Origin of the sequence: Xanthomonas sp. 3307 (assembly GCF_014199735.1) — a bacterium.
GTDB lineage: Bacteria > Pseudomonadota > Gammaproteobacteria > Xanthomonadales > Xanthomonadaceae > Xanthomonas_A > Xanthomonas_A rydalmerensis.
In genome coordinates this window covers 167,578-186,509 of the sequence record NZ_JACHOG010000006.1, presented here as the reverse complement: position 1 = coordinate 186,509, position 18,932 = coordinate 167,578, and the positions used below count along the sequence as shown (strand labels likewise).

The 18,932-nt window shown below is 69.7% G+C and carries 17 protein-coding genes; 6 read left to right on the top strand and 11 right to left on the bottom strand.

What is annotated here, in order from left to right; all coding sequences use genetic code 11:
- The first annotated feature begins 49 nt into the window (after positions 1 to 49).
- Entirely contained in the window at positions 50 to 1,072 is a 1,023-nt protein-coding gene (locus GGR64_RS15370) for a sugar kinase (RefSeq protein ID WP_184646923.1), read from the top strand.
- Positions 1,073 to 1,686: 614 nt separating this feature from the next.
- On the opposite strand, the gene fabV is transcribed toward GGR64_RS15370, so the two are convergent.
- From fabV to GGR64_RS15355, 3 genes are all read right to left on the bottom strand, one after another.
- Positions 1,687 to 2,892 (bottom strand): enoyl-ACP reductase FabV, encoded by a 1,206-nt coding sequence (gene fabV, locus GGR64_RS15365; protein WP_184646921.1) that lies wholly within the window; start codon positions 2,890 to 2,892, stop codon positions 1,687 to 1,689.
- Between the two features lie 379 nt (positions 2,893 to 3,271).
- On the bottom strand, positions 3,272 to 3,904 hold the full coding sequence (locus tag GGR64_RS15360; protein ID WP_184646919.1) for a response regulator transcription factor: 633 nt from the start codon (positions 3,902 to 3,904) through the stop codon (positions 3,272 to 3,274).
- Complete coding sequence (locus tag GGR64_RS15355) at positions 3,901 to 4,998, bottom strand: histidine kinase (protein ID WP_160967218.1); 1,098 nt, start codon at positions 4,996 to 4,998, stop codon at positions 3,901 to 3,903. Before GGR64_RS15355 ends, GGR64_RS15360 begins: the two co-directional genes overlap by 4 nt.
- A 223-nt stretch (positions 4,999 to 5,221) precedes the next feature.
- On the opposite strand from GGR64_RS15355, the gene GGR64_RS15350 reads away from it, so the two are divergent.
- The 3 genes from GGR64_RS15350 (at position 5,222) to lldD (ending at position 8,009) form a co-directional block, all read left to right on the top strand.
- Entirely contained in the window at positions 5,222 to 5,803 is a 582-nt protein-coding gene (locus tag GGR64_RS15350; protein WP_184646917.1) for a PEMT/PEM2 methyltransferase family protein, read from the top strand.
- Between the two features lie 246 nt (positions 5,804 to 6,049).
- A complete protein-coding gene (lldR, locus tag GGR64_RS15345; RefSeq protein ID WP_184646916.1) occupies positions 6,050 to 6,835 on the top strand; it encodes a transcriptional regulator LldR in 786 nt (261 codons plus the stop codon).
- Positions 6,836 to 6,848: 13 nt separating this feature from the next.
- Positions 6,849 to 8,009: an FMN-dependent L-lactate dehydrogenase LldD gene (gene lldD, locus GGR64_RS15340; RefSeq protein WP_184646914.1), complete on the top strand. Its 1,161-nt coding sequence runs from the start codon at positions 6,849 to 6,851 to the stop codon at positions 8,007 to 8,009.
- Between the two features lie 44 nt (positions 8,010 to 8,053).
- Here lldD and GGR64_RS15335 read toward each other — a convergent pair whose 3' ends face one another.
- Together GGR64_RS15335 and GGR64_RS15330 are read right to left on the bottom strand one after the other, a co-directional pair.
- A complete protein-coding gene (locus GGR64_RS15335) occupies positions 8,054 to 9,022 on the bottom strand; it encodes a Ku protein (protein WP_184646912.1) in 969 nt (322 codons plus the stop codon).
- Complete coding sequence (locus GGR64_RS15330) at positions 9,022 to 9,417, bottom strand: hypothetical protein (RefSeq protein WP_184448814.1); 396 nt, start codon at positions 9,415 to 9,417, stop codon at positions 9,022 to 9,024. Before GGR64_RS15330 ends, GGR64_RS15335 begins: the two co-directional genes overlap by 1 nt.
- A 159-nt stretch (positions 9,418 to 9,576) precedes the next feature.
- On the opposite strand from GGR64_RS15330, the gene GGR64_RS15325 reads away from it, so the two are divergent.
- Positions 9,577 to 9,879 (top strand): hypothetical protein, encoded by a 303-nt coding sequence (locus GGR64_RS15325; protein WP_167087944.1) that lies wholly within the window; start codon positions 9,577 to 9,579, stop codon positions 9,877 to 9,879.
- Between the two features lie 142 nt (positions 9,880 to 10,021).
- Here GGR64_RS15325 and GGR64_RS15320 read toward each other — a convergent pair whose 3' ends face one another.
- The 3 genes from GGR64_RS15320 to adh form a co-directional block, all read right to left on the bottom strand.
- Complete coding sequence (locus GGR64_RS15320; RefSeq protein ID WP_184448816.1) at positions 10,022 to 10,417, bottom strand: DUF779 domain-containing protein; 396 nt, start codon at positions 10,415 to 10,417, stop codon at positions 10,022 to 10,024.
- Positions 10,417 to 11,445, bottom strand: a complete 1,029-nt coding sequence (adhP, locus tag GGR64_RS15315) for an alcohol dehydrogenase AdhP (RefSeq protein WP_184448817.1) — start codon at positions 11,443 to 11,445, stop codon at positions 10,417 to 10,419. Before adhP ends, GGR64_RS15320 begins: the two co-directional genes overlap by 1 nt.
- A gap of 125 nt (positions 11,446 to 11,570) precedes the next feature.
- Positions 11,571 to 13,100, bottom strand: a complete 1,530-nt coding sequence (gene adh / locus GGR64_RS15310; protein WP_184646911.1) for an aldehyde dehydrogenase — start codon at positions 13,098 to 13,100, stop codon at positions 11,571 to 11,573.
- 247 nt (positions 13,101 to 13,347) lie between these two features.
- On the opposite strand from adh, the gene GGR64_RS15305 reads away from it, so the two are divergent.
- Positions 13,348 to 15,243, top strand: a complete 1,896-nt coding sequence (locus tag GGR64_RS15305) for a sigma-54-dependent Fis family transcriptional regulator (RefSeq protein WP_184646910.1) — start codon at positions 13,348 to 13,350, stop codon at positions 15,241 to 15,243.
- Between the two features lie 186 nt (positions 15,244 to 15,429).
- Here the strand turns inward: GGR64_RS15305 and GGR64_RS15300 are convergent, their stop codons facing one another.
- The 3 genes from GGR64_RS15300 to GGR64_RS15290 form a co-directional block, all read right to left on the bottom strand.
- Positions 15,430 to 15,849, bottom strand: coding sequence for a hypothetical protein (locus GGR64_RS15300; protein WP_184646909.1), 420 nt, complete (start codon positions 15,847 to 15,849; stop codon positions 15,430 to 15,432).
- A gap of 173 nt (positions 15,850 to 16,022) precedes the next feature.
- The gene (locus tag GGR64_RS15295; RefSeq protein ID WP_221236237.1) at positions 16,023 to 16,673 is read right to left on the bottom strand and encodes a hypothetical protein; all 651 of its coding nucleotides are present in this window, start codon (positions 16,671 to 16,673) and stop codon (positions 16,023 to 16,025) included.
- A 54-nt stretch (positions 16,674 to 16,727) separates the two neighbouring features.
- Positions 16,728 to 18,854: a TonB-dependent receptor gene (locus GGR64_RS15290; RefSeq protein WP_260303035.1), complete on the bottom strand. Its 2,127-nt coding sequence runs from the start codon at positions 18,852 to 18,854 to the stop codon at positions 16,728 to 16,730.
- Positions 18,855 to 18,932: the final 78 nt, after the last annotated feature.

Here is an 18,932-nt window from a genome sequence, read left to right as displayed (position 1 = left end):
GCGTTTCGCGGCATGCTTGGCGTCCTTTCGGCCGCCGGACCCGCCCGCCATGACCGCTTCCCGCATCGTCTGCTTCGGCGAACTGTTGCTGCGCCTGGGCGCGCCTGGCCACGAACGCCTGCTGCAGACCCCGCGCCTGGAGGTGCAGGTGGGCGGCGCCGAGGCCAACGTGGGCGTGGCGCTGGCGCATTTCGGCCACGCCGTCTCGGTGGTCAGCGTGCTGCCGGACAACCCGCTGGGCCAGGCCGCCGCCGGCGAACTGCGCCGGCATGGCGTGGACACCGCCGGGGTGCGCTTCGTGCCAGGGCGCATGGGCCTGTACTTCCTCAGCACCGGCGCCGGGCATCGGCCCAGCGAAGTCACCTACGACCGCGCCGGCTCGGCCTTCGCGCTGGATGCCGGCGACCGGCACGACTGGCCGGCGCTGCTGCACGGCGCGCAGTGGCTGCACCTGTCCGGGGTGACCCCGGCACTGGGCGAACGTGGCGCCGCCGCGGCGCTGACGGCGGCACAGGCGGCACGCGCGGCCGGGGTGCGGGTATCGTTCGACGGCAACTATCGGCCCAAACTGTGGGAGGCCTGGAACGGCGATGCGCCGGGCATCCTGCGGCAGCTGCTGGCGCAGGCGGACGTGCTGTTCGCCGACTACCGCGACCTGGAAGTGGTGCTGGGCCGCCGCTACCCGCAGGACAGCGTGCAGGCGCGGGTGGAGGCCGGCGCGCGCGATGCCTTCGCCGCGTTCCCGCAGCTGCAGGCGATGGCCTGCACCCAGCGCGTGGCGCACAGCGTGGACCGGCACAGCCTGGGCGCGATGCTGCTGCGCCGCGACGGCAGCGTGGCGCAGGCACCGGCCGAGGAACTGAGCGGCATCGTCGACCGCATCGGCGGCGGCGACGCCTTCGCCGCCGGCGTGCTGCACGGCTTGAGCCAGGGCTGGGACGACACCGCCACGATCCGCTTCGGCCTGGCCGCCGGCTGCCTCAAGCACACGCTACCGGGCGACGTGCTTGCGCTGAGCGAGGCCGAGGTGCAGGCCTGCGTGGGGGCGACGCGGTTCGATGTGAGGCGTTGAAAGGCCGGGATTGGGGAATGGGGATTGGAGATTGGTTTTGCGGCGCTGGCGGTGTGGGTTTTACTTGCGGATTGGCGCTGCGCTGCGGCGGGTTTTTTAGTCCTGATGCTTGATGCTGTGCGGGCAGTTCCGACACCGCGGCTTCGCTTGTCGCGGCTGAAGCCACTCCTACGGGGGGAAGCTGCCGCGGGGATGGATGGGGTCTTTGTGGGAGGGACTTCAGTCCCGACGCGGTCTCTATCAACTCGCGCATCGCCGCTTCGCTTGTCGCGGCTGAAGCCGCTCCTCCGGGTGCAGCGGGCGCTCTTCTTGTAGGAGCGGCTTTAGCCGCGACCGGCAATCGCACGTTGGCGATGCGCGGTGCGAGCGCAATGGCGCACATGTCGCTGCTTCGGTGTTGCGGGCAGCGCCGCTAATCCACTGCACGGCCTTGGCCTGCCGCAACTGCATCGCCCTCGCCTGCTTCGCTACGCAGGTACCGCTCATCTCGGCCTCGCCATCGCCGCGGTGGCCACCGGAAAAAGAAAACGGCCGACATCGCTGCCGGCCGCATGTTCTGTCCGGGCTTCGGGATCAAAACGACTCCCGAATCCCCACTCCCGAATCCCCGCCCCTCAGAGCTCCACGCAATCGAACTTCACGTCGGGGTCGACCTCGGCATCGTAATCCACGTCCTTGCGCTCGAAGCCGAACAGCTTGAGGAACTCGTGTTTGTAGCCGGCGTAGTCGGTGAGCTGGAACAGGTTCTCGGTGGTCACCTGCGGCCACAGCGCCTTGCAGGCGTCCTGCACGTCGTCGCGCAGTTCCCAGTCGTCCAGGCGCAGCCGGTTCTCGTCGTCGGTGGCGGCCGGCTGGCCGTCCTCGCGGTACAGACGCTCGCGGAACAGGCGGTCGGCCTGTTCGATGGTGCCTTCGTGCAGGCCCTTTTCCTTCATGATCTTGTAGACCATGGAGATGTACAGCGGCATCACCGGGATCGCCGCGCTGGCCTGGGTCACCACCGATTTCAGCACCGCCACGTTGGCCGTGCCGCCCTGCGGTTGCAGGCGCGCGTGCAGGCGCTGCGCGGTCTGGTCGAGGTCGACCTTGGCCTTGCCCAGTGCGCCGTGCCAGTAGATCGGCCAGGTGATCTCGGTGCCGATGTAGCTGAAGGCGACGGTGCGCGCGCCCGGGGCGAGCACGCCGGCGGCGTCCAGTGCGTCGATCCACAGTTCCCAGTCCTGCCCGCCCATCACGGTGATGGTGTCTTCGATCTCCTGCTCGGTGGCCGGCTCGATCGAGGCCTCGATGATGGCGTCCTTGTTCGTATCGATGGCGGTGGCGGTGTAGGTCTGGCCGATCGGCTTGAGCGCCGAGCGCTTCACTTCGCCGGTGCTCGGCAGCTTGCGCACCGGCGAGGCCAGCGAATACACCACCAGGTCGACCTGGCCGCCCATGTCCTGCTTGATCAGCTCGATCACCTTCTCGCGCGCCTGGTCGGAGAAGGCATCGCCGTTGATCGACTTGCTGTACAGGCCATCGGCCTTGGCCTGCTTGTCGAACGCGGCGGCGTTGTACCAACCGGCGGTGCCGGCCTTCTTGTCGCTGCCGGGCTTCTCGAAGAACACGCCGAGGGTGGCGGCGCCGAAACCGAACGCGGCGGTGATGCGCGAGGCCAGGCCGTAGCCGCTGGACGCGCCGATCACCAGCACGTTCTTTGGCCCATCGTGGCGCACGCCGCGCGCGCGCGTGGCGGCGATCTGCTCGAGCACGTTGCGCTCGCAGCCGAGCGGATGCGTGGTGGTGCAGATGAAACCGCGGACTTTCGGATGGATGATCAACGTGAATTCCTCATCGGCACAATGCCCGCGGCATCTTAATGTCTGCGGCCGGCGCGCAGAAGTCCCGGCGGCAGCACACGGCGGGGTATGGAGTTCGGTGTGGGTGGAGGCGCGCGCGTTCGGGGGTGTCGCGTCGCGACTGAAGTCGCTCCCACATGGGTGGCGTCGCGGTGGCGGATGTTGTGCTGACTGGAGGGAAAAAGCGCTGAGCGGCGAGCAGCGCACCGCGGCGTCGGTTGTCGCGGCTGAAGCCGCTCCTACGGGATGGGACGGTACCGCCATTGCGACGGTGCCGCCATGTCGGATGGAGTCACTGTGGGAGGGACTTCAGTCCCGACGCGCCGCCGGTGGACGTCGCAGCGCCACCGTCTTGCGCGCATCAGATGATGCGCAAGGTGATCGCCTTGAGCACGGCGCGGGTGCGGTCGCGGGTGCCAAGCTTGTCGAGGATGGTGGAGACGTAGTTCTTCACCGTGCCCTCGGCCAGGAACAGGCTGCGCGCGATCTCCTTGTTGGAGTAGCCGCCGGCGAGCAGGCGCAGGATCGCCACTTCGCGTTCGTTGAAGGTGTCGCGCGGGGCGTCCTCGTCGCGGTAGCGGTAGCGCGCGCGCACCGGGTCGGTGCTGACCGGCTGCAGCAAGGTCTCGCCAGCGGCCACGCGCGCGATCGCCTCGCGCAGGTCCTCCGGTGCGGCGTCCTTGAGCAGGAAGCCCTGCGCGCCGGCGGCGGTAGCGCGCAGCAACAGGTCGGATTCGTCGAAGGTGGTGAGCAGCAGCACCGGCGTGCGGTCGCCGCGCGCGCGCAGTTGCTGCAGCGCCTGGATGCCGTCCATGCCCGGCATGCGGATATCGCTGAGCACCACGTCCACCGGCGTGACCGCGACCGCGTCGAGCAGGGCCTGGCCGTCGTCGGCCTCGCAGGCGACGACGATGCCCTGGGTCTGCAGCAGCGCGCGCAGGCCCGCGCGCACCAGCACCTGGTCGTCGGCCAGGGCGATCCGCAGCGCGCTCACAGCGGCAGCCTCGCGCTCAACTGCATGCCGCCCAGCGGCGTGCGGCCCAGCTCCAGGCGTCCTTGCAGGGCGGCCAAGCGCTCGCGCATGCCGGCGATGCCGTTGCCTTCGCGGATGCGCTCGGCGCGGTGGCCGTCGTCCTCGATGTCCAGGCACAGCTGCTGCCGGTCCTGGCCCAGCCGCACCCGCACATGCGCGGCGTCGGCATGCCGCGCGGCGTTGGTGAGTGCTTCCTGCACCAGCCGCAACAGTGTCTCGGCCAGGTGCGGATCGGTGATGCGCAGCGCCGGGTCGATCTGCAGCTGCAACTGCGGTCGTGGGAACGGTGCGGCCAGGGCGCACAGCGCCGTCTCCAGATCCACGCCGCGGTCGTCGCGCAGCGATTGCACCACCGCACGGATATCGGTCAGCAGTTCACCGGACAGCTGCTCCACGGTCGCCACCTCCGTGCGCTGCACCAGCGCCGGATCGGCCAGCAGCAGGCGCAACTGGATGCGCATGGCGGTGAGCTTGTGCCCGGCCACGTCGTGCAGTTCGCGCGCCAGGCGCAGGCGCTCGGCATCGCGGGTGCTGTCGGCGAGCAGCGCGCGGGTGGCCAGCAGGTCGGCGTTGACCCGCGCCAGCGCTTCGCGCGCCAGCTCGGCGGTGCGCGCGTAATGCGCGCTCAGACCGGCGAAGGCGTGGAAGCCGGCGTAGATCAGTGTGGTCGGCAGCGGATGCCGGATCCCGGCGGCGGACAACGCCAGGAACGTGCCGAGGTTGGCAAGCAACGCCAGCGCCAGCACCTGTCGCGGCGGCCACTGCAGCGCCACCTGCGCGACCACCACCACCAGCAGCACCGGCGCGGTGCCCACGCGCGGTTCCAGCCAGACCAGGGCCATCGCAGCCGCGGCCTCCAGCCACAGTGCGGCGTCGCGCCAACGCCCGGGCAGGTAGTGGGCGCCGATCAGCGGTAGCAGGAACAGCGCCGCCGCGATCCAGCGCCAAGCCGCCAGGGCATGCGGCGCGAACTGGAACGACCACAACACGGTGGCCACGGTCAGCAGCCCGGCCAGGCGCTTGGGTTCGATCAGGTCACGCAGGAATCGATTCATGCGACGGATGCTGACCGCGTGCCGACGCCGCAGCAATGGGGCGCACGCAGAAAGTGACTTCCGGCAGGCGGCCGGCATGACCAGCGGCCACTGTCGCGCCACCACGATGGCGGCACACTGCGTCCATGCCCGCTGCATGCCGGACGATCGGCACGCAGGACGGACCCGATTCATCCACCCTGCCACGCACTGTGTGGCGCACGCTGCCACGAGGAACACCGCCATGCTCCTGACCCTGCGCCATCCGGATCTGCTGTTCCTGCTGCTTAGCCTGAGTTGGGGTGCCTACGAAATGGTGCTCGGGCGCCGCCGCCGCGCTGCCGACGGCGGCGCCCGCGACCAGGGCACGCTGCGCCTGCTGTGGCGCGTGCTGTACGCCGCGGTGGCGCTGGGCGTGTTGCTGTCGCTGCTCGGCGTGTGGCGCTACGCGCCGCACTTGCGCGAACCGCTGCGCTGGACGGCCTGCGCGCTGCTGGCCAGCGGACTGGCGCTGCGGCTGTGGTCGATCCGCGTCCTGGCGCGCTGGTTCACGGTGGACGTGACCATCCAGGAGGGCCACCGCCTGGTTCGCCACGGGCCGTACCGGTATCTGCGGCATCCCTCGTACACCGGCGTGCTGCTGGCGTTCTACGGGCTGGCGCTGGGCATGGGCAACGTGCTGTCGCTGCTGGCGATCGTGCTGCCGGTGACCTGGGCGTTCCTGCGCCGCATCCAGGTCGAGGAAGCGATGCTGACCCAGGCCTTCCCCGAAGAGTACCCGGACTACGCCGCGCACAGCTGGCGGCTGCTGCCGTGGGTGTGGTGAGGCCGCGGCGATCGCCCTGCGGGGACTGGATCCTGGCCGCCCTGCCCCACCTGGCGATGCCGCTGCTGATCGCATATTGGTGGCGGGACGGATGCTGGCCAGGGCGGTGGACCGTTGCGCATTAGCTGATTGGTATTACCAATAATCGCGAGCATCTCGTTGAAGTGATTGACGCCGCCTGAGATCCGGCGCCTAATGGCCCTGCCATCGCTTTCCCACCGCGCAATTGGTATGACCAAAAGTTTCATGGCTACTAGCCCGCCGGTTGCCGCCGAGCCCCCTGCCCGGCTCAGCGACCGGGTCGCCGCGCAGCTGCGCACGCTGATCGCGCAACGCGGCCTGGCGGCCGACGCGCGCCTGCCCGCCGAGCGCACCCTGGCGGCGGAACTGGGCGTCTCGCGCCCGGTGCTGCGCGAAGCCATCGCCCAGCTCGCCAGCCAGGGGCTGCTGCGGGCCCGGGTGGGCGGCGGCACCTACGTGCAACGGCCACCGACCCCGGAAGACCAGGTGGTGGCGCCGCTGCAGCCGTTCCTGCCGCTGCTGCACGCCGACCCCGAGTACCGCTTCGACGTGCTGGAGGCCCGCCACGCCCTGGAAGGCGCCACCGCCTGGCACGCCGCGCTGCGTGCCACCGACGACGACCGCGCGCGCATCGACGCCGCGTTCGAGGCGCTGCAGCAGACCCATGCGCAGGCCGACGCGGCAGCGCAGGCGCACGCCGACGCCGACTTCCACCTGGCCATCGCCGAGGCCACCCACAACCGCGTGCTGCTGCAGGTGATGCGCGGGCTGTTCGACCTGCTGCAGGCCAACATCTCGCAGAGCCGGCAGCAGTTGTTCGCCTCGCCGCGCATCTTCACCGCGCTGCACGCCCAGCACCGCGCGCTGCGCGACGCGATCCTGGCCGGCGACCCCGAACGCGCCCGCGCCGCCGCGCACGCCCACCTGGAATTCGTGCACAGCGCGCTGCGCACCCTCGACGAGGACGATGCGCGCCGCGCCCGTGCCTCGCGCCTGCCTTCCTCTCCCTGACCGCCCTGCCGCCATGATCATTTCCGCCTCCACCGACTACCGTGCCGCCGCCCAGCGCCGGCTGCCGCCGTTCCTGTTCCACTACATCGACGGCGGCGCCTATGCCGAGCACACCCTGCGCCGCAACGTGGCCGACCTGAGCGACATCGCCCTGCGCCAGCGGGTGCTGCGCGACATGTCGGCGCTGGACCTGCACACCGAACTGTTCGGCGAACGCCTGGCCTTGCCGGTGGCACTGGGGCCGGTGGGCCTGACCGGCATGTACGCGCGCCGCGGCGAGGTGCAGGCGGCCAAGGCCGCAGCGGCCAAGGGCGTGCCGTTCACCCTGTCCACGGTCTCGGTGTGCCCGATCGAGGAAGTGGCGCCGGCGATCGACCGGCCGATGTGGTTCCAGCTGTACGTGCTCAAGGACCGTGGCTTCATGCGCAACGCGCTGGAACGGGCCAAGGCGGCGGGCGTGACCACCCTGGTGTTCACCGTGGACATGCCGGTGCCGGGCGCGCGCTACCGCGACGCGCATTCGGGCATGAGCGGCCCCAACGCGCCGCTGCGGCGCATGCTGCAGGCGGTGACGCATCCGCGCTGGGCCTGGGACGTGGGTCTGCACGGGCGTCCGCACGACCTGGGCAACATCTCCACCTACCGCGGCCACCCCACCGGACTGGCCGACTACATCGGCTGGCTCGGCGCCAACTTCGATCCATCGATCGCGTGGAAGGACCTGGAGTGGATCCGCGAATTCTGGACCGGGCCGATGGTGATCAAGGGCATCCTCGACCCGGCCGACGCGCGCGACGCGGTGCGTTTCGGCGCCGACGGCATCGTCGTCTCCAACCATGGCGGGCGCCAGCTCGACGGCGTGCTGTCCAGCGCGCGGGCGCTGCCGGCGATCGCCGATGCGGTGAAGGGCGAGCTGAAGATCCTGGCCGACTCCGGCGTGCGCAGCGGCCTGGACGTGGTGCGCATGCTGGCGCTGGGCGCCGACACGGTGCTGCTCGGCCGCGCCTTCGTCTACGCGCTGGCCGCCGCCGGCCAGGCCGGGGTGGAGCATCTGCTGACCCTGATCGAGAAGGAGATGCAGGTGGCGATGACCCTGACCGGCGCCAAGTCGATCGCCGCCATCTCGCGCGATTCGCTGGCGCAGGTGACGCGCGAGGGGATGGTCGCGGCGTAGGGCCGCTGCGGCCCGAGCGCCGCCGCAACCTGCCTGACTCTGCCCTACCCGGCCTTGCGCCGCGCCGGCGCCTTGCGCGCAGCTGGCTTGGCCTTGGCCGCCGCCGGTTTGGCGCGTGTCGCCTTCTTCGCCTTGCCGGCCGCCGTCTTGGTGGCCTTTTTCGCGGTCTTGCGCACCGGCACGCGCTCGTCCTGCTTGGCCGGCGTGCGCTTCTTGGCATCCAGGCTCTTCTGCAGCAGCGACATGAAATCGACCACGTTGGTGGTGGCATCCTCGCGCTGCGGCGCCTCGGCGTCCTCGTCGACCTGGGTGGTGCCCTCCTGCGCCTTGATCCGCTTCTGGATCACCGCGTGCAGCCGCTCGCGGAATTCGTCGTGGTAGGAATCGGGATCCCAGCGCCCGGACATCGAGTCGATCAACTGCGCCGCCATCTCGGTTTCCTTGGCGCTGATCCGGTAGTCGGCGGCCTTGCCGCTGGGCAGCGTGTAATCGTCCAGGTCGACAAGTTCCTGCGGATAGCGCAGCAGGATCAGCACCAGCGCGTCCTGCAGCGGCATCACCGCCGACAGATACTCACGGGTGCGGATCACCACCCGCGCGATGCCGACCTTGCCGGTATTGCGCAGGGTCTCGCGCAGCAGCACGTAGCCCTTCTCGGCCTTCTTGCCCGGCACCAGCACGTAGGGTTTCTCGAAGTAGCGCAGGTCGATCTCGGTGGCGTCGACGAAGGCCTCCACCTCCACCGTCTCGTGGCTTTCCGGCGCGGCCGAGGCGATGTCCTGCTGCTCGACCACCACGTAGTTGCCCTTGCTGTATTCGTAGGCCTTGACGATGTCCTTCCACGGCACTTCCTCGCCGGTGTCGGCGTTGACCCGCTCGAAGCGGATCGGGCGTTTGTCGCGCGAGTCGAGCATGCGGAAGTGCAGATCGATCCGGCGTTCGCCCGACATCAGCGACACCGGCACGTTGAGCAGGCCGAAGGACAGCGTGCCGGTCCAGATCGGGCGCGGCATCAGTGCGCCTCCCCGCCGGCGGCCTGCGCCGGCAAATGGTCCAGCGCCTGCCAGGCGTCCTCGATCACCTGCCGCGCCTGGTTCCAGTCCAGCCGCGAGTCGCCACGCATCAGGTCCCAGTGCGCGGCGAGTTCGTCCTCGGTCTCGGCCCCCGGCCCGCGCGGCCAGCCGCGGGCATGGGTCTGCAGGGCGAAGGCGTAGGCCGGGCACAGGTCGCGCCATGGGGTGCGGTGGCGGGCGCGGCGCTGGCGGTAGTCGGCCAGGCTGTAGCGGCGATAGTCCGGCGCGTCGTGCGGACGCGGCGCGGCGCCACGGCGGCGGTATGCCGGTGCGCTCGGCAAGGGATCCAGATGGGCGTTGAACAGCAGCGGGTCGGGGCGGTCGCTGGGGCGCATGGCAGGCTCCGGGCGGCAACGTCGGCGGGGGATGCGCAGCAGTAGCGCTGTGGCCGTTAGCGACCCGTGACCGACGCGTGGAGGATGCGCGATTCGCAATGGCTTCACCGCGGCGGCGGTGAACTGGACTTCCGCCGCCATTCCCTGGAGGAACCGGACATGTCCACACCTACCGATCCGCTGCGCCGCGCGGCTCCCGTTCCCGGCGAACAGCGCGGCAAACGCGATACACAACTCAACGAAGACCGCGGCGCTGGCGACAGCCCCGAGACCATCGTCGAACACGAACCGCGCACCGGCGAACACCGCCCTGCCCCGCAGGACACGCCAGCGCACTCCACGCCGGACACGGTGCACGGACGGCATGCCGACGCCAACCAGGACGAAGCGCTGGAAGAAACCTTCCCGGCCAGCGACCCGGTGTCGCCGTTCGTGCCCGCGAAGCCGCCGAAGGCGTCTTAGGGCGTCGGGGTGTTGTTGGCCCTGCGCTGCTGCGCATGCATCACGTTTGTAGGAGCGGCTTCAGCCGCGACGAGCGTTACAGATAACGCCACGGTCGCGGCTGAAGCCGCTCCTACAGAGGCATCTGGCTGCGCGCTTTCGCCTACACCTTCCCCGCCGCCTCCAGCGCGGCGTACTCGCTGTCGCTGAACAGCCGCGAGCGCACCAGGAAGCGCACGCCCTCGCCGTTTTCCAGCGAGAACATGCCGCCGCGGCCGGGCACCACATCGATGATCAGCTGGGTGTGCTTCCAGTAGGCGAACTGCGACGGGCTGATGTAGAACGGCGCCTCGCCGATCTCGCCCAGCAGCACGTCGCGGTCGCCGACGATGAAGTCGTCCTGCGGATAACACATCGGCGAGGAGCCGTCGCAGCAGCCGCCGGACTGGTGGAACAGCAGCGCGCCGTGCCGCGCCCGCAGCGTCGCGATCAACTGCAGGGCCGGCAGCGTCGCCAGCACCTGCGGCGGCGGCGCGGCCTCGGGCGCGGACATGTCCATCAGGCGGCCATGTCCAGCACGATGCGGCCTTCGATCTTGCCGGCGTGCATGCGCGCGAACACGTCGTTGATGTTGTCCAGGGTGTCGGTGGCCACCGTCGCGGCGACCTTGCCCTGCTCGGCGAATTCCAGCGATTCCTGCAGGTCCAGGCGGGTGCCGACGATCGAACCGCGCACGGTCACGCCGTTGAGCACCATGCCGAAGATGTCCAGCGGGAACTGGCCCGGCGGCAGGCCGTTGAGCGAGACCGTGCCGCCGCGGCGGACCATGCCGATGGCCTGCTCGAACGCCTTCGGCGAGACCGCGGTGACCAGCGCACCGTGTGCGCCGCCGATTTCCTTTTTGAGGTACGCCACCGGATCGGTGGTCCGCGCGTTAACCGTCACCGTTGCGCCCAGGCGCGTGGCCAGCGCCAGCTTGGCGTCGTCCACGTCCACCGCGGCTACGTTCAGGCCCATTGCCTTGGCGTACTGCACCGCCATGTGGCCGAGCCCACCGATGCCGGAGATCACCACCCAGTTGCCGGGCCTGGTGTCGGTGACCTTCAGGCCCTTGTACACGGTGACGCCGGCGCACAGGATCGGCGCGATCTCGACGAAGCCGATGTTCTTCGGGAGATGGCCGACGTAATTGGCATTGGCCAAGGCGTATTCGGCGAACCCACCGTTGACCGAGTAGCCGCTGTTCTGCTGCGCCTCGCACAGGGTTTCCCAGCCGCCCAGGCAATGCTCGCAATGGCCGCAGGCCGAGTACAGCCACGGAATGCCGACGCGGTCGCCTTCCTTGACGTGGTCCACGCCGGCGCCGACCGCCACCACATGGCCCACGCCCTCGTGGCCGGGGATGAACGGCGGATTCGGCTTCACCGGCCAATCGCCTTCGGCGGCGTGCAGGTCGGTGTGGCACACACCGCAGGCCTCGATCTTGACCAGAATGTCGCCGGCCTGCGGCCGCGGCACCGCCACTTCCTCGATCGCCAGCGGCTTGCCGAACTCCCGCACCACGGCGGCTTTCATCGTCTTGTCCATTGCAATGCTCCTGAGAAAAACGGTACTTCACCATCGCGCGTCCAGCGACGGATTGCCTTGATCCAGATCAGTTGCCGGGCCGGACGACGCCACGCCTGCCGCGTGGCGCCGGCCGGCCCCGTGCCTCAGAAAAAGCCCAGCGCCTTCGGCGAGTAGCTGACCAGCAGGTTCTTGGTCTGCTGATAGTGGTCGAGCATCATCTTGTGGTTCTCGCGGCCGATGCCTGACTGCTTGTAGCCGCCGAACGCGGCGTGCGCCGGATAGGCGTGGTAGCAGTTGGTCCACACGCGCCCGGCCTGGATCGCGCGGCCCATGCGGTACAGCCGCGCCGCATCGCGGCTCCACACGCCGGCGCCGAGTCCGTACAGGGTGTCGTTGGCGATCGCCAGCGCCTCGGCCTCGTCCTTGAAGGTGGTCACCGACACCACCGGGCCGAAGATCTCCTCCTGGAAGATGCGCATCTTGTTGTGGCCCTTGAACACCGTCGGCTTGACGTAGAAGCCGCCGGCCAGGTCGCCGTCCAGCGCGTTGCGCTCGCCGCCGATCAGCACTTCGGCGCCCTCCTGCTTGCCGATGTCGATGTAGGACAGGATCTTCTCCAACTGCTCGCCGGAGGCCTGCGCGCCGACCATGGTGTTGGGATCGAGCGGGTTGCCCTGCTTGATCGCCGCCACTCGCTTGAGCGCCTTCTCCATGAACTTCTCGTAGATCGATTCCTGGATCAGCGCGCGCGACGGGCAGGTGCACACCTCGCCCTGGTTGAAGGCGAACAGCACGAAGCCCTCCACCGCCTTGTCGAGGAAATCGTCGTCCTCGGCCATCACGTCGGCGAAGAAGATGTTGGGCGACTTGCCGCCCAGCTCCAGCGTCACCGGGATCAGGTTCTGGCTGGCGTACTGCATGATCAGCCGGCCGGTGGTGGTCTCGCCGGTGAAGGCGATCTTGGCGATGCGCGGGTTGCTGGCCAGCGGCTTGCCCGCTTCCAGGCCGAAGCCGTTGACCACGTTGAGCACGCCCGGCGGCAACAGGTCGCCGATGACCTCCATCAGCACCAGGATCGAGGCCGGGGTCTGCTCGGCCGGCTTCATCACCACGCAGTTGCCCGCGGCCAGCGCCGGCGCCAGCTTCCAGCACGCCATCAGCAGCGGGAAGTTCCACGGGATGATCTGCCCGACCACGCCGAGCGGTTCGTGGAAGTGGTAGGCGATGGTGTCGTGGTCGATCTCGGAGATGCCGCCTTCCTGCGCGCGCACCGCGCCGGCGAAGTAGCGGAAGTGGTCCACGCACAGCGGCACGTCGGCGTTGAGCGTCTCGCGCACCGGCTTGCCGTTGTCCCAGGTCTCGGCGTAGGCCAGCAGCTCCAGGTTCTGCTCGATGCGGTCGGCGATCTTCAGCAGCACGTTGCTGCGCTCGGTGCTGGAGGCCTTGCCCCAAGCGTCCTTGGCCGCGTGCGCGGCGTCGAGCGCGGCCTCGATGTCCTCGGCGTTGGAGCGCGCCACCGCAGTGAACACCTTGCCGCTGATCGGCGTGCTGTTGTCGAAGTACTGCCCGCTCTTCGGCTCCACCCACTTGCCGCCGATGAAGTTGCCGTAGCGCGACTTGAAGATGGACTGCGGATCGGTGGCATGCGGCTTGGCGGTGCTGACGGCATTCATCGTGGTGTCTCCTTCGGCGGTCGAGAAGGACAGGGCAGGCCCGTCCGGGTAGCTGCGTAGGCGCAAGACCGATGCCAGGTTTTGCGTGCTGCGCCGCGTCATGTCGTCGCACCGCGACACAGCGACGCATACGTGCCGGTTTTGCTGCGTCGCGTCACGCCTGCCGATTGCACCGTGCCGGCGGATGTGCTGTTTATCGGAACACCCGTATCAACAGGTGTCGCAATCTGCGACAGCGGAGCCGGACATGGCGCAGCAACCTTCCCAACATCAGCTCGGCCAGGCCCGCCGCGCGTTCTTCGAACGCGGCGGCGCGCCGGTCGGGCAGGTGCCCGACACCATTCTGCAATCGTGGCAGCGCTGCCAGCGCCTGGGCCTGGCCGCGGATGCGAAGCCCGCGATCGAGCCGCTGGAAGCCTCGCGCCTGCGCACCCTGCGCGAGGCGCACGAGCGGCTGTGGCGGCTGGCCCGCGCCGAACTGGAGGGCCTGGCCGGCGACGCCGCGGCCACCGGCAGCATCGTGCTGCTCACCGACGAGGCCGGCTGGATCCTCGACGCCGAAGGCAGCCCGCGCTTCCTCGACAAGGCGGGCAGGGTGGCGCTGATGCCCGGCGCGTGCTGGAGCGAGACCCAGGTCGGTACCAATGCGATCGGCACCGCCATCGTCGAAAGCCGCTCGGTGGAAGTGCGCGGCGGCGAACACTACTTCGCCCCGCACCAGATCCTCAGTTGCGCGGCGGTGCCGATCTTCGATCCCTACGGCCGCCTGGCCGGCGTGCTCGACATCTCCGGCGACGCCAGCGTGCAGCACATGCATGCGCTGGCGCTGGCGCGGATGGCGGTGGCCAACATCGAACACCGCTATTTCGACGACGGCATTCCCGGCTGCGAACTGCTGCGCGTGCACCACGACCCGGCGCTGCTCGGCACGGCGCGCGAGGCACTGCTGGCATTCCGCAACGGCCGCCTGGTGGCGGCCAACCAGGCCGGGTTGCGGCTGTTCGGGCTGGAACGCCACGAACTCGGGCGCGCGCCCTACGAGGCGCTGTTCGAGGAACCGCTGTCGCGGCTGCGGCAGCAGGGCAGCGTGTTCGACCTGCAGGGGCGGGCGCTGCATGGACGCATCGATAGTCCGGCCGACGACCGCCCGCGGCGGCGCCCGCAGCAGGCGCCGATCACCGTGACGGCGTCGCGGCCCTCGGCAACGGCCGCGTCCGACACGCCGCTGTTCGACGCCGCACAGGAGCTTGCGCTGGAACGCGCGCGACGCGTGCTCGACGCGCAACTGCCGGTGCTGGTGCAGGGCGAAACCGGCACCGGCAAGGAAGTGTTCGCGCGCGAACTGCACCGGCGCAGCGCGCGCGCCGGGCGCCCGTTCGTGGCGGTCAACTGCGCGGCGCTCCCGGAAGGGCTGATCGAAGCCGAGCTGTTCGGCTACGAGGACGGCGCCTTCACCGGCGCGCGCAAGCACGGCAGCCCAGGCCTGCTGCGCCAGGCCGATGGCGGCGTGCTGTTCCTGGACGAGATCGGCGACATGCCGCTGGCCTTGCAGCCGCGGCTGCTGCGCGTGCTGCAGGAACGCGAACTGCTGCCGCTGGGCGGCGGCAAGCCGGTGAAGCTGGATTTCGCCCTGGTCTGCGCCACCCACCGCGACCTGGACGCGGCGATGGCCGAACAGCGTTTCCGGCCCGACCTGTACTACCGCATCGCCCACCACTGCGTGCAGGTGCCGTCGCTGCGCGCGCATCCGGACCGGCGCGCACTGGTCGGCGAACTGTGGGCGCGGCTGGGGCAGGGCAGGCGCCTGACCGAGGCGGCCCTGGCGACACTGGGCGCCTATGCGTGGCCAGGCAATCTGCGCCAATTGGTAGCCTGCCTGCGCACGCTGGTGGCGTTGAGCGAGCCGGGCACGCTGGTCGATACCGACGCCTTGCCGGCCTATCTGCCCGGCATCCGCGCGGCGGAGCAGGGCGGCACCCACGTCGCACCGTCGCCGCTACCGGCCGCCGATCTCGACAGCCTGGCGCTGCACGCCATGCGCCAGGCCCTGGACGCCTGCGACGGCAACGTCTCGCAGGCCGCACGCCGATTGGGCATCAGCCGCAGCACGCTGTATCGGCGGCTGCAGTTGGGGGCGCAGTAGCGCAGGCGGTGCAGACGCGGGGGACCTCTTCGGCAAGAAGCCGCGCGATCCGCTAGCCCTGGATCGTCTGTAGGAGCGGCTTCAGCCGCGACAGCGATTCATGGGAATGCCCGTCGCGGCTGAAGCCGCTCCTACGGCGGTTTGCCGCGGTCGGGAAGCGGCAGCGGCAAGCGCATGCACGACGGCTCAGTCGTAGCTGTTGTTCATGCACGGCGAGCTGACCGGCGTCAGCACACTGAAGCTGCTTGCGTACAGCGCGATGATGCAGGTCCCCGGCGCATCGCTCTGCACGTAATTGCATTGTTTGCTGTTGCGGCTACGCGAGCTGCCGTCGCTCATCTGGAACGACAGGTTCCAATAGTCGTTGGAGCCGGTTTGCGCACGTAGCGGTGTGGAGGCGATCGCGCCACCCGCCGGCAGCGACGCCGAAGCGGCCGGATCCATGTAATCGCCGCAGGTGTGTTTGACGCTGACGTTGTTGATCGTCTGGCCGGTGCAATTGACCACCGTGAAGGTGCCTTGGTACGGCGTGGCACTGACGCCTTCGGCCAATGCGGGTTTGCTCTTGGTGCCGGCGTTGTCGCGGCTGTCGTCGGATGTGCTCATGGTGCGTCTCCTGGAGAGTGCATGGCGGTGTGCGGGGGGTGTCGCTACGCTAGCGCCGCCGCAAACCGCGCCGCCAGCGTCCGCTGCCGGTTCGCGTAGACAGGTGCAGTGCGTTTGGTAGATGGCTTGCAGCGGCGGCGCAACGTGTAGACACCACGGCACCTCGTACGGATTCACACGAGGCTGCCAAGCGCCTCCTGCCGTAGCGCCGCTACCGCGTGTGCCTCGCGCTGCATCCGGGCTTCGAACTTGCCGTAGTTCGATAGGTGCAGATACTGATGGACGCATCGACCGCCATCGGCGTACAGCTGTGGTAGGCCATCGCCGATCAGTGGCTGCGCACGTAGCCAGCCGAACGACGGCAGGCGACGCAGCAGTCTCGCAACGCCAGCGGAGACGAACACGTGCCGCGCTCGCCCCTGACGCATCGCCATATCGAGCATGCGCAGGTGGCTGGGATCCAGATCGGACACCACCAGGGAGTTACGTCCGACCGTTGGCAGATGCAGCAGTTCGACGAACGACACCTCCGCGGCGTCTCCCGGCAGGAAGCCCAGTCGCGCGAAGTTGCGGTGGTAGCGACGGCCATCCCCGCGGTAGCCGGGCAGGAGAAACGGATGGTGGAAACGGTGCTGGCGCCAGAAGTCCACGCCGTCCTGGTGATAGCGCAGCAGTTCGGGGAAGATCGGGCTGCGCTCAATGTCAGGTGCATAGTTCGCATCGAGCCCAACAAACAGAAAGCGTGCGTCCCATGGAGCTGCTCCTTGGAACGGACGTTCGCTGAAGTGCCGGCGAAGTTCTGCGCTGGGATGCAAGGTATACATGTGGCGTCCGGAGGCGGCACCTCCAACAGGTGATCGACTGGCAGTTTCTCTCGGCTAGTGCGGCAAATCCCACTGCAGCCCGATCGTATAGCTGCGATCCGGACCCGGCTCGTAGTAGCGGCCGTTGCCGTCGTTGACGATGACCGAGCCGATGTAGCGGCGATCGAACGCGTTGTCGATGCGCGCGAAGGTGCGCAGGGTGCCGTGCGCGGTGGTCCAGCGCCGCGCCGCTTCCAGGTTGAGCAGCGCGTAGCCGGGTGCGGACTCGCTGGCCAGGTCGTTGACCACGGTGTCGCCGGCGGCAACGCCCTCCACCGCGAACTGCCAGGCGCGCGGCTGCCACTGCCAGCGCGCGAACAATTGCTGGCGCGGCACGCCGGGCAGGCGGGTGCCGGCCGCCACCACCGCGGTGGGCGTGGCGCAGCCGCTGCTGGCGCAGGTCAGGTAGGCCTGGCGCACCGTCGCCTGCAGCCAGGTGTAGGCCACCTGCAGTTGCGCGCTGTCGCCCAACGGCAGGGTCAGGCTGGTCTCGGCGCCCTGGCGGCGGGTGCGGCCGATGTTGCGGTAGGTGCTGCGGCCATTGAGGTTGCTGGCCACCGCCAGTTCGTCGTCGGTGCTGGCGCGGAACAGCGCCGCGTCCCAGCTGGCGCCGGCGGCGTTGCGCCACTTCGCGCCCAGTTCCAGGTTCTGGCTGCGCGCCGCGGCCAGGTCCAGCGCCAGGCCGGCACCGCCGTCGCTGCGGTAGCCCAGCTCGTTGAAGGTCGGGGTCTCGAACCCGCGCCCGGCCGAGGCATAGAGCCGCAGGTCGTCGCTGACGCGGAACACCAGCCCGGCCACCGGCGTGGTCGCTGCGTAGTCGGTGCGGCCGCTGTCGTCGGGATTGCGGCCGACGATGTACGCATCGTCCGAGCGGAATCGCACCTGGCTGTGGCGCAGGCCGGCCAGCAGCGACCAGCGCTCGGCGAACTGCCACCAGGCCTGGGCGAACTGGTCTACGTTCTCCACCCGGTCCTCCTGGTCGCGGCGCAGCCGGCCCTTCACCCCGAGCGTGCTGCCGACGAAGTTCTCGTAGCCGGTGCGGTGCTGTTGCTGCCGGTCGGCGTTGGCGCCGACGGTGAACTGGAACGGGCGGCCGCCCAGCGCGCCCTGCCAGGCCCAGCGCGCGTCGAGGCCGCCGTAGTCGCCGTCCAGGTCGATCACGCCACCCGCGTTGAGCGGATTGCTCTGTGCGCCCACCGGAACCGAAAGGTATTGGGTGACGTCGCGGCGTCCGGCGTAGCCCATCAGCCGCCAGGTCTGCTGGTCCACCTGCTGGGTGAAGATGGCACCGGCCTGCACCTGGCGGGTGGACTTGCGGGTGTCGAATTGGCCGGCCGCGGCGGTGGCCTGGCGCGGGTCGGCGGCGGCCTGGGCGCGGCTCAGGCCCAGCGGATCCTGCGCATCGGGCGCTTCCAGCGCGTTGAGCAGCAGGTCCAGGCGCCGCCCGGGCGCCAGGTCGATGCCGATCTTGGCGTTGAAGGTGGTGCGCTGCGCACGGCTGTGGTCGCGGTAGCCGTCGGTACTGAAATGGGTGGCGGCCAGGTTGTAGTGGACGTCGCCTTGCTGGCCCAGCGCCTGCGCGCTGAGGGCCGCGGTGCCGTGGCTGCCGATCGCGCTGCGCAGCCGCCATGGATCGTCCGGCTGGCCGTCGGCGCTCCACAACTGCACCACGCCGCCGGAGGAGTTGCCGTACAGCGCCGAGAACGGCCCGCGCAGCACCTCGACCCGCTCGCTGCCGAACAGGTTGAAGTTGGACAGCTGGCCCTGGCCATCCGGCATCGTCGCCGGGATCCCGTCCAGCAGCAGGCGCACGCCGCGCACGCCGAACGCCGAACGCGCGCCGAAGCCGCGGATCGACAGCTGGGTGTCCTGCGCATAGTTCTGGCGGTCGCGGGCGAGCAGGCCGGGCACCCCGGCCAGGGCCTCGGAGGCCTGCACGCCGAGGCGGTCGCTGTCGCCCAGGCCGGTGGTGGTCAGCGACGCCGGCAGGTCGAAATCGGCCACGCCGCCGACGCGGGCGGCCTGGACCTGCAACGCGGGCAGGGTGGTGGCGGGATCCTCGCCGGGAGCGGCGGGGGCCAGGGAGGACAACGCCAAGGCGCAGGCCCCGCAGAGCAGGGCAGAGGGCAGGGGAACGGACATGCGCCATCATCGCCCATGTGCCGCCGGGCCGCACCCGGCCAAGCGCGGCAGCGTTTGTTAGGATGAGGTGTTTGACCG

Coding starts and splice junctions, on each gene's coding strand:
- GGR64_RS15370 (WP_184646923.1), top strand. CDS start 50: ATGACCGCTTCCCGCATCGTCTGCTTCGGCGAACTGTTGCTGCGCCTG.
- GGR64_RS15355 (WP_160967218.1), bottom strand. CDS start 4,998: ATGAATCGATTCCTGCGTGACCTGATCGAACCCAAGCGCCTGGCCGGG.
- GGR64_RS15350 (WP_184646917.1), top strand. CDS start 5,222: ATGCTCCTGACCCTGCGCCATCCGGATCTGCTGTTCCTGCTGCTTAGC.
- lldR (WP_184646916.1), top strand. CDS start 6,050: ATGGCTACTAGCCCGCCGGTTGCCGCCGAGCCCCCTGCCCGGCTCAGC.
- lldD (WP_184646914.1), top strand. CDS start 6,849: ATGATCATTTCCGCCTCCACCGACTACCGTGCCGCCGCCCAGCGCCGG.
- GGR64_RS15335 (WP_184646912.1), bottom strand. CDS start 9,022: ATGCCGCGCCCGATCTGGACCGGCACGCTGTCCTTCGGCCTGCTCAAC.
- GGR64_RS15330 (WP_184448814.1), bottom strand. CDS start 9,417: ATGCGCCCCAGCGACCGCCCCGACCCGCTGCTGTTCAACGCCCATCTG.
- GGR64_RS15325 (WP_167087944.1), top strand. CDS start 9,577: ATGTCCACACCTACCGATCCGCTGCGCCGCGCGGCTCCCGTTCCCGGC.
- GGR64_RS15320 (WP_184448816.1), bottom strand. CDS start 10,417: ATGGACATGTCCGCGCCCGAGGCCGCGCCGCCGCCGCAGGTGCTGGCG.
- adhP (WP_184448817.1), bottom strand. CDS start 11,445: ATGGACAAGACGATGAAAGCCGCCGTGGTGCGGGAGTTCGGCAAGCCG.
- adh (WP_184646911.1), bottom strand. CDS start 13,100: ATGAATGCCGTCAGCACCGCCAAGCCGCATGCCACCGATCCGCAGTCC.
- GGR64_RS15305 (WP_184646910.1), top strand. CDS start 13,348: ATGGCGCAGCAACCTTCCCAACATCAGCTCGGCCAGGCCCGCCGCGCG.
- GGR64_RS15300 (WP_184646909.1), bottom strand. CDS start 15,849: ATGAGCACATCCGACGACAGCCGCGACAACGCCGGCACCAAGAGCAAA.
- GGR64_RS15295 (WP_221236237.1), bottom strand. CDS start 16,673: ATGTATACCTTGCATCCCAGCGCAGAACTTCGCCGGCACTTCAGCGAA.
- GGR64_RS15290 (WP_260303035.1), bottom strand. CDS start 18,854: ATGTCCGTTCCCCTGCCCTCTGCCCTGCTCTGCGGGGCCTGCGCCTTG.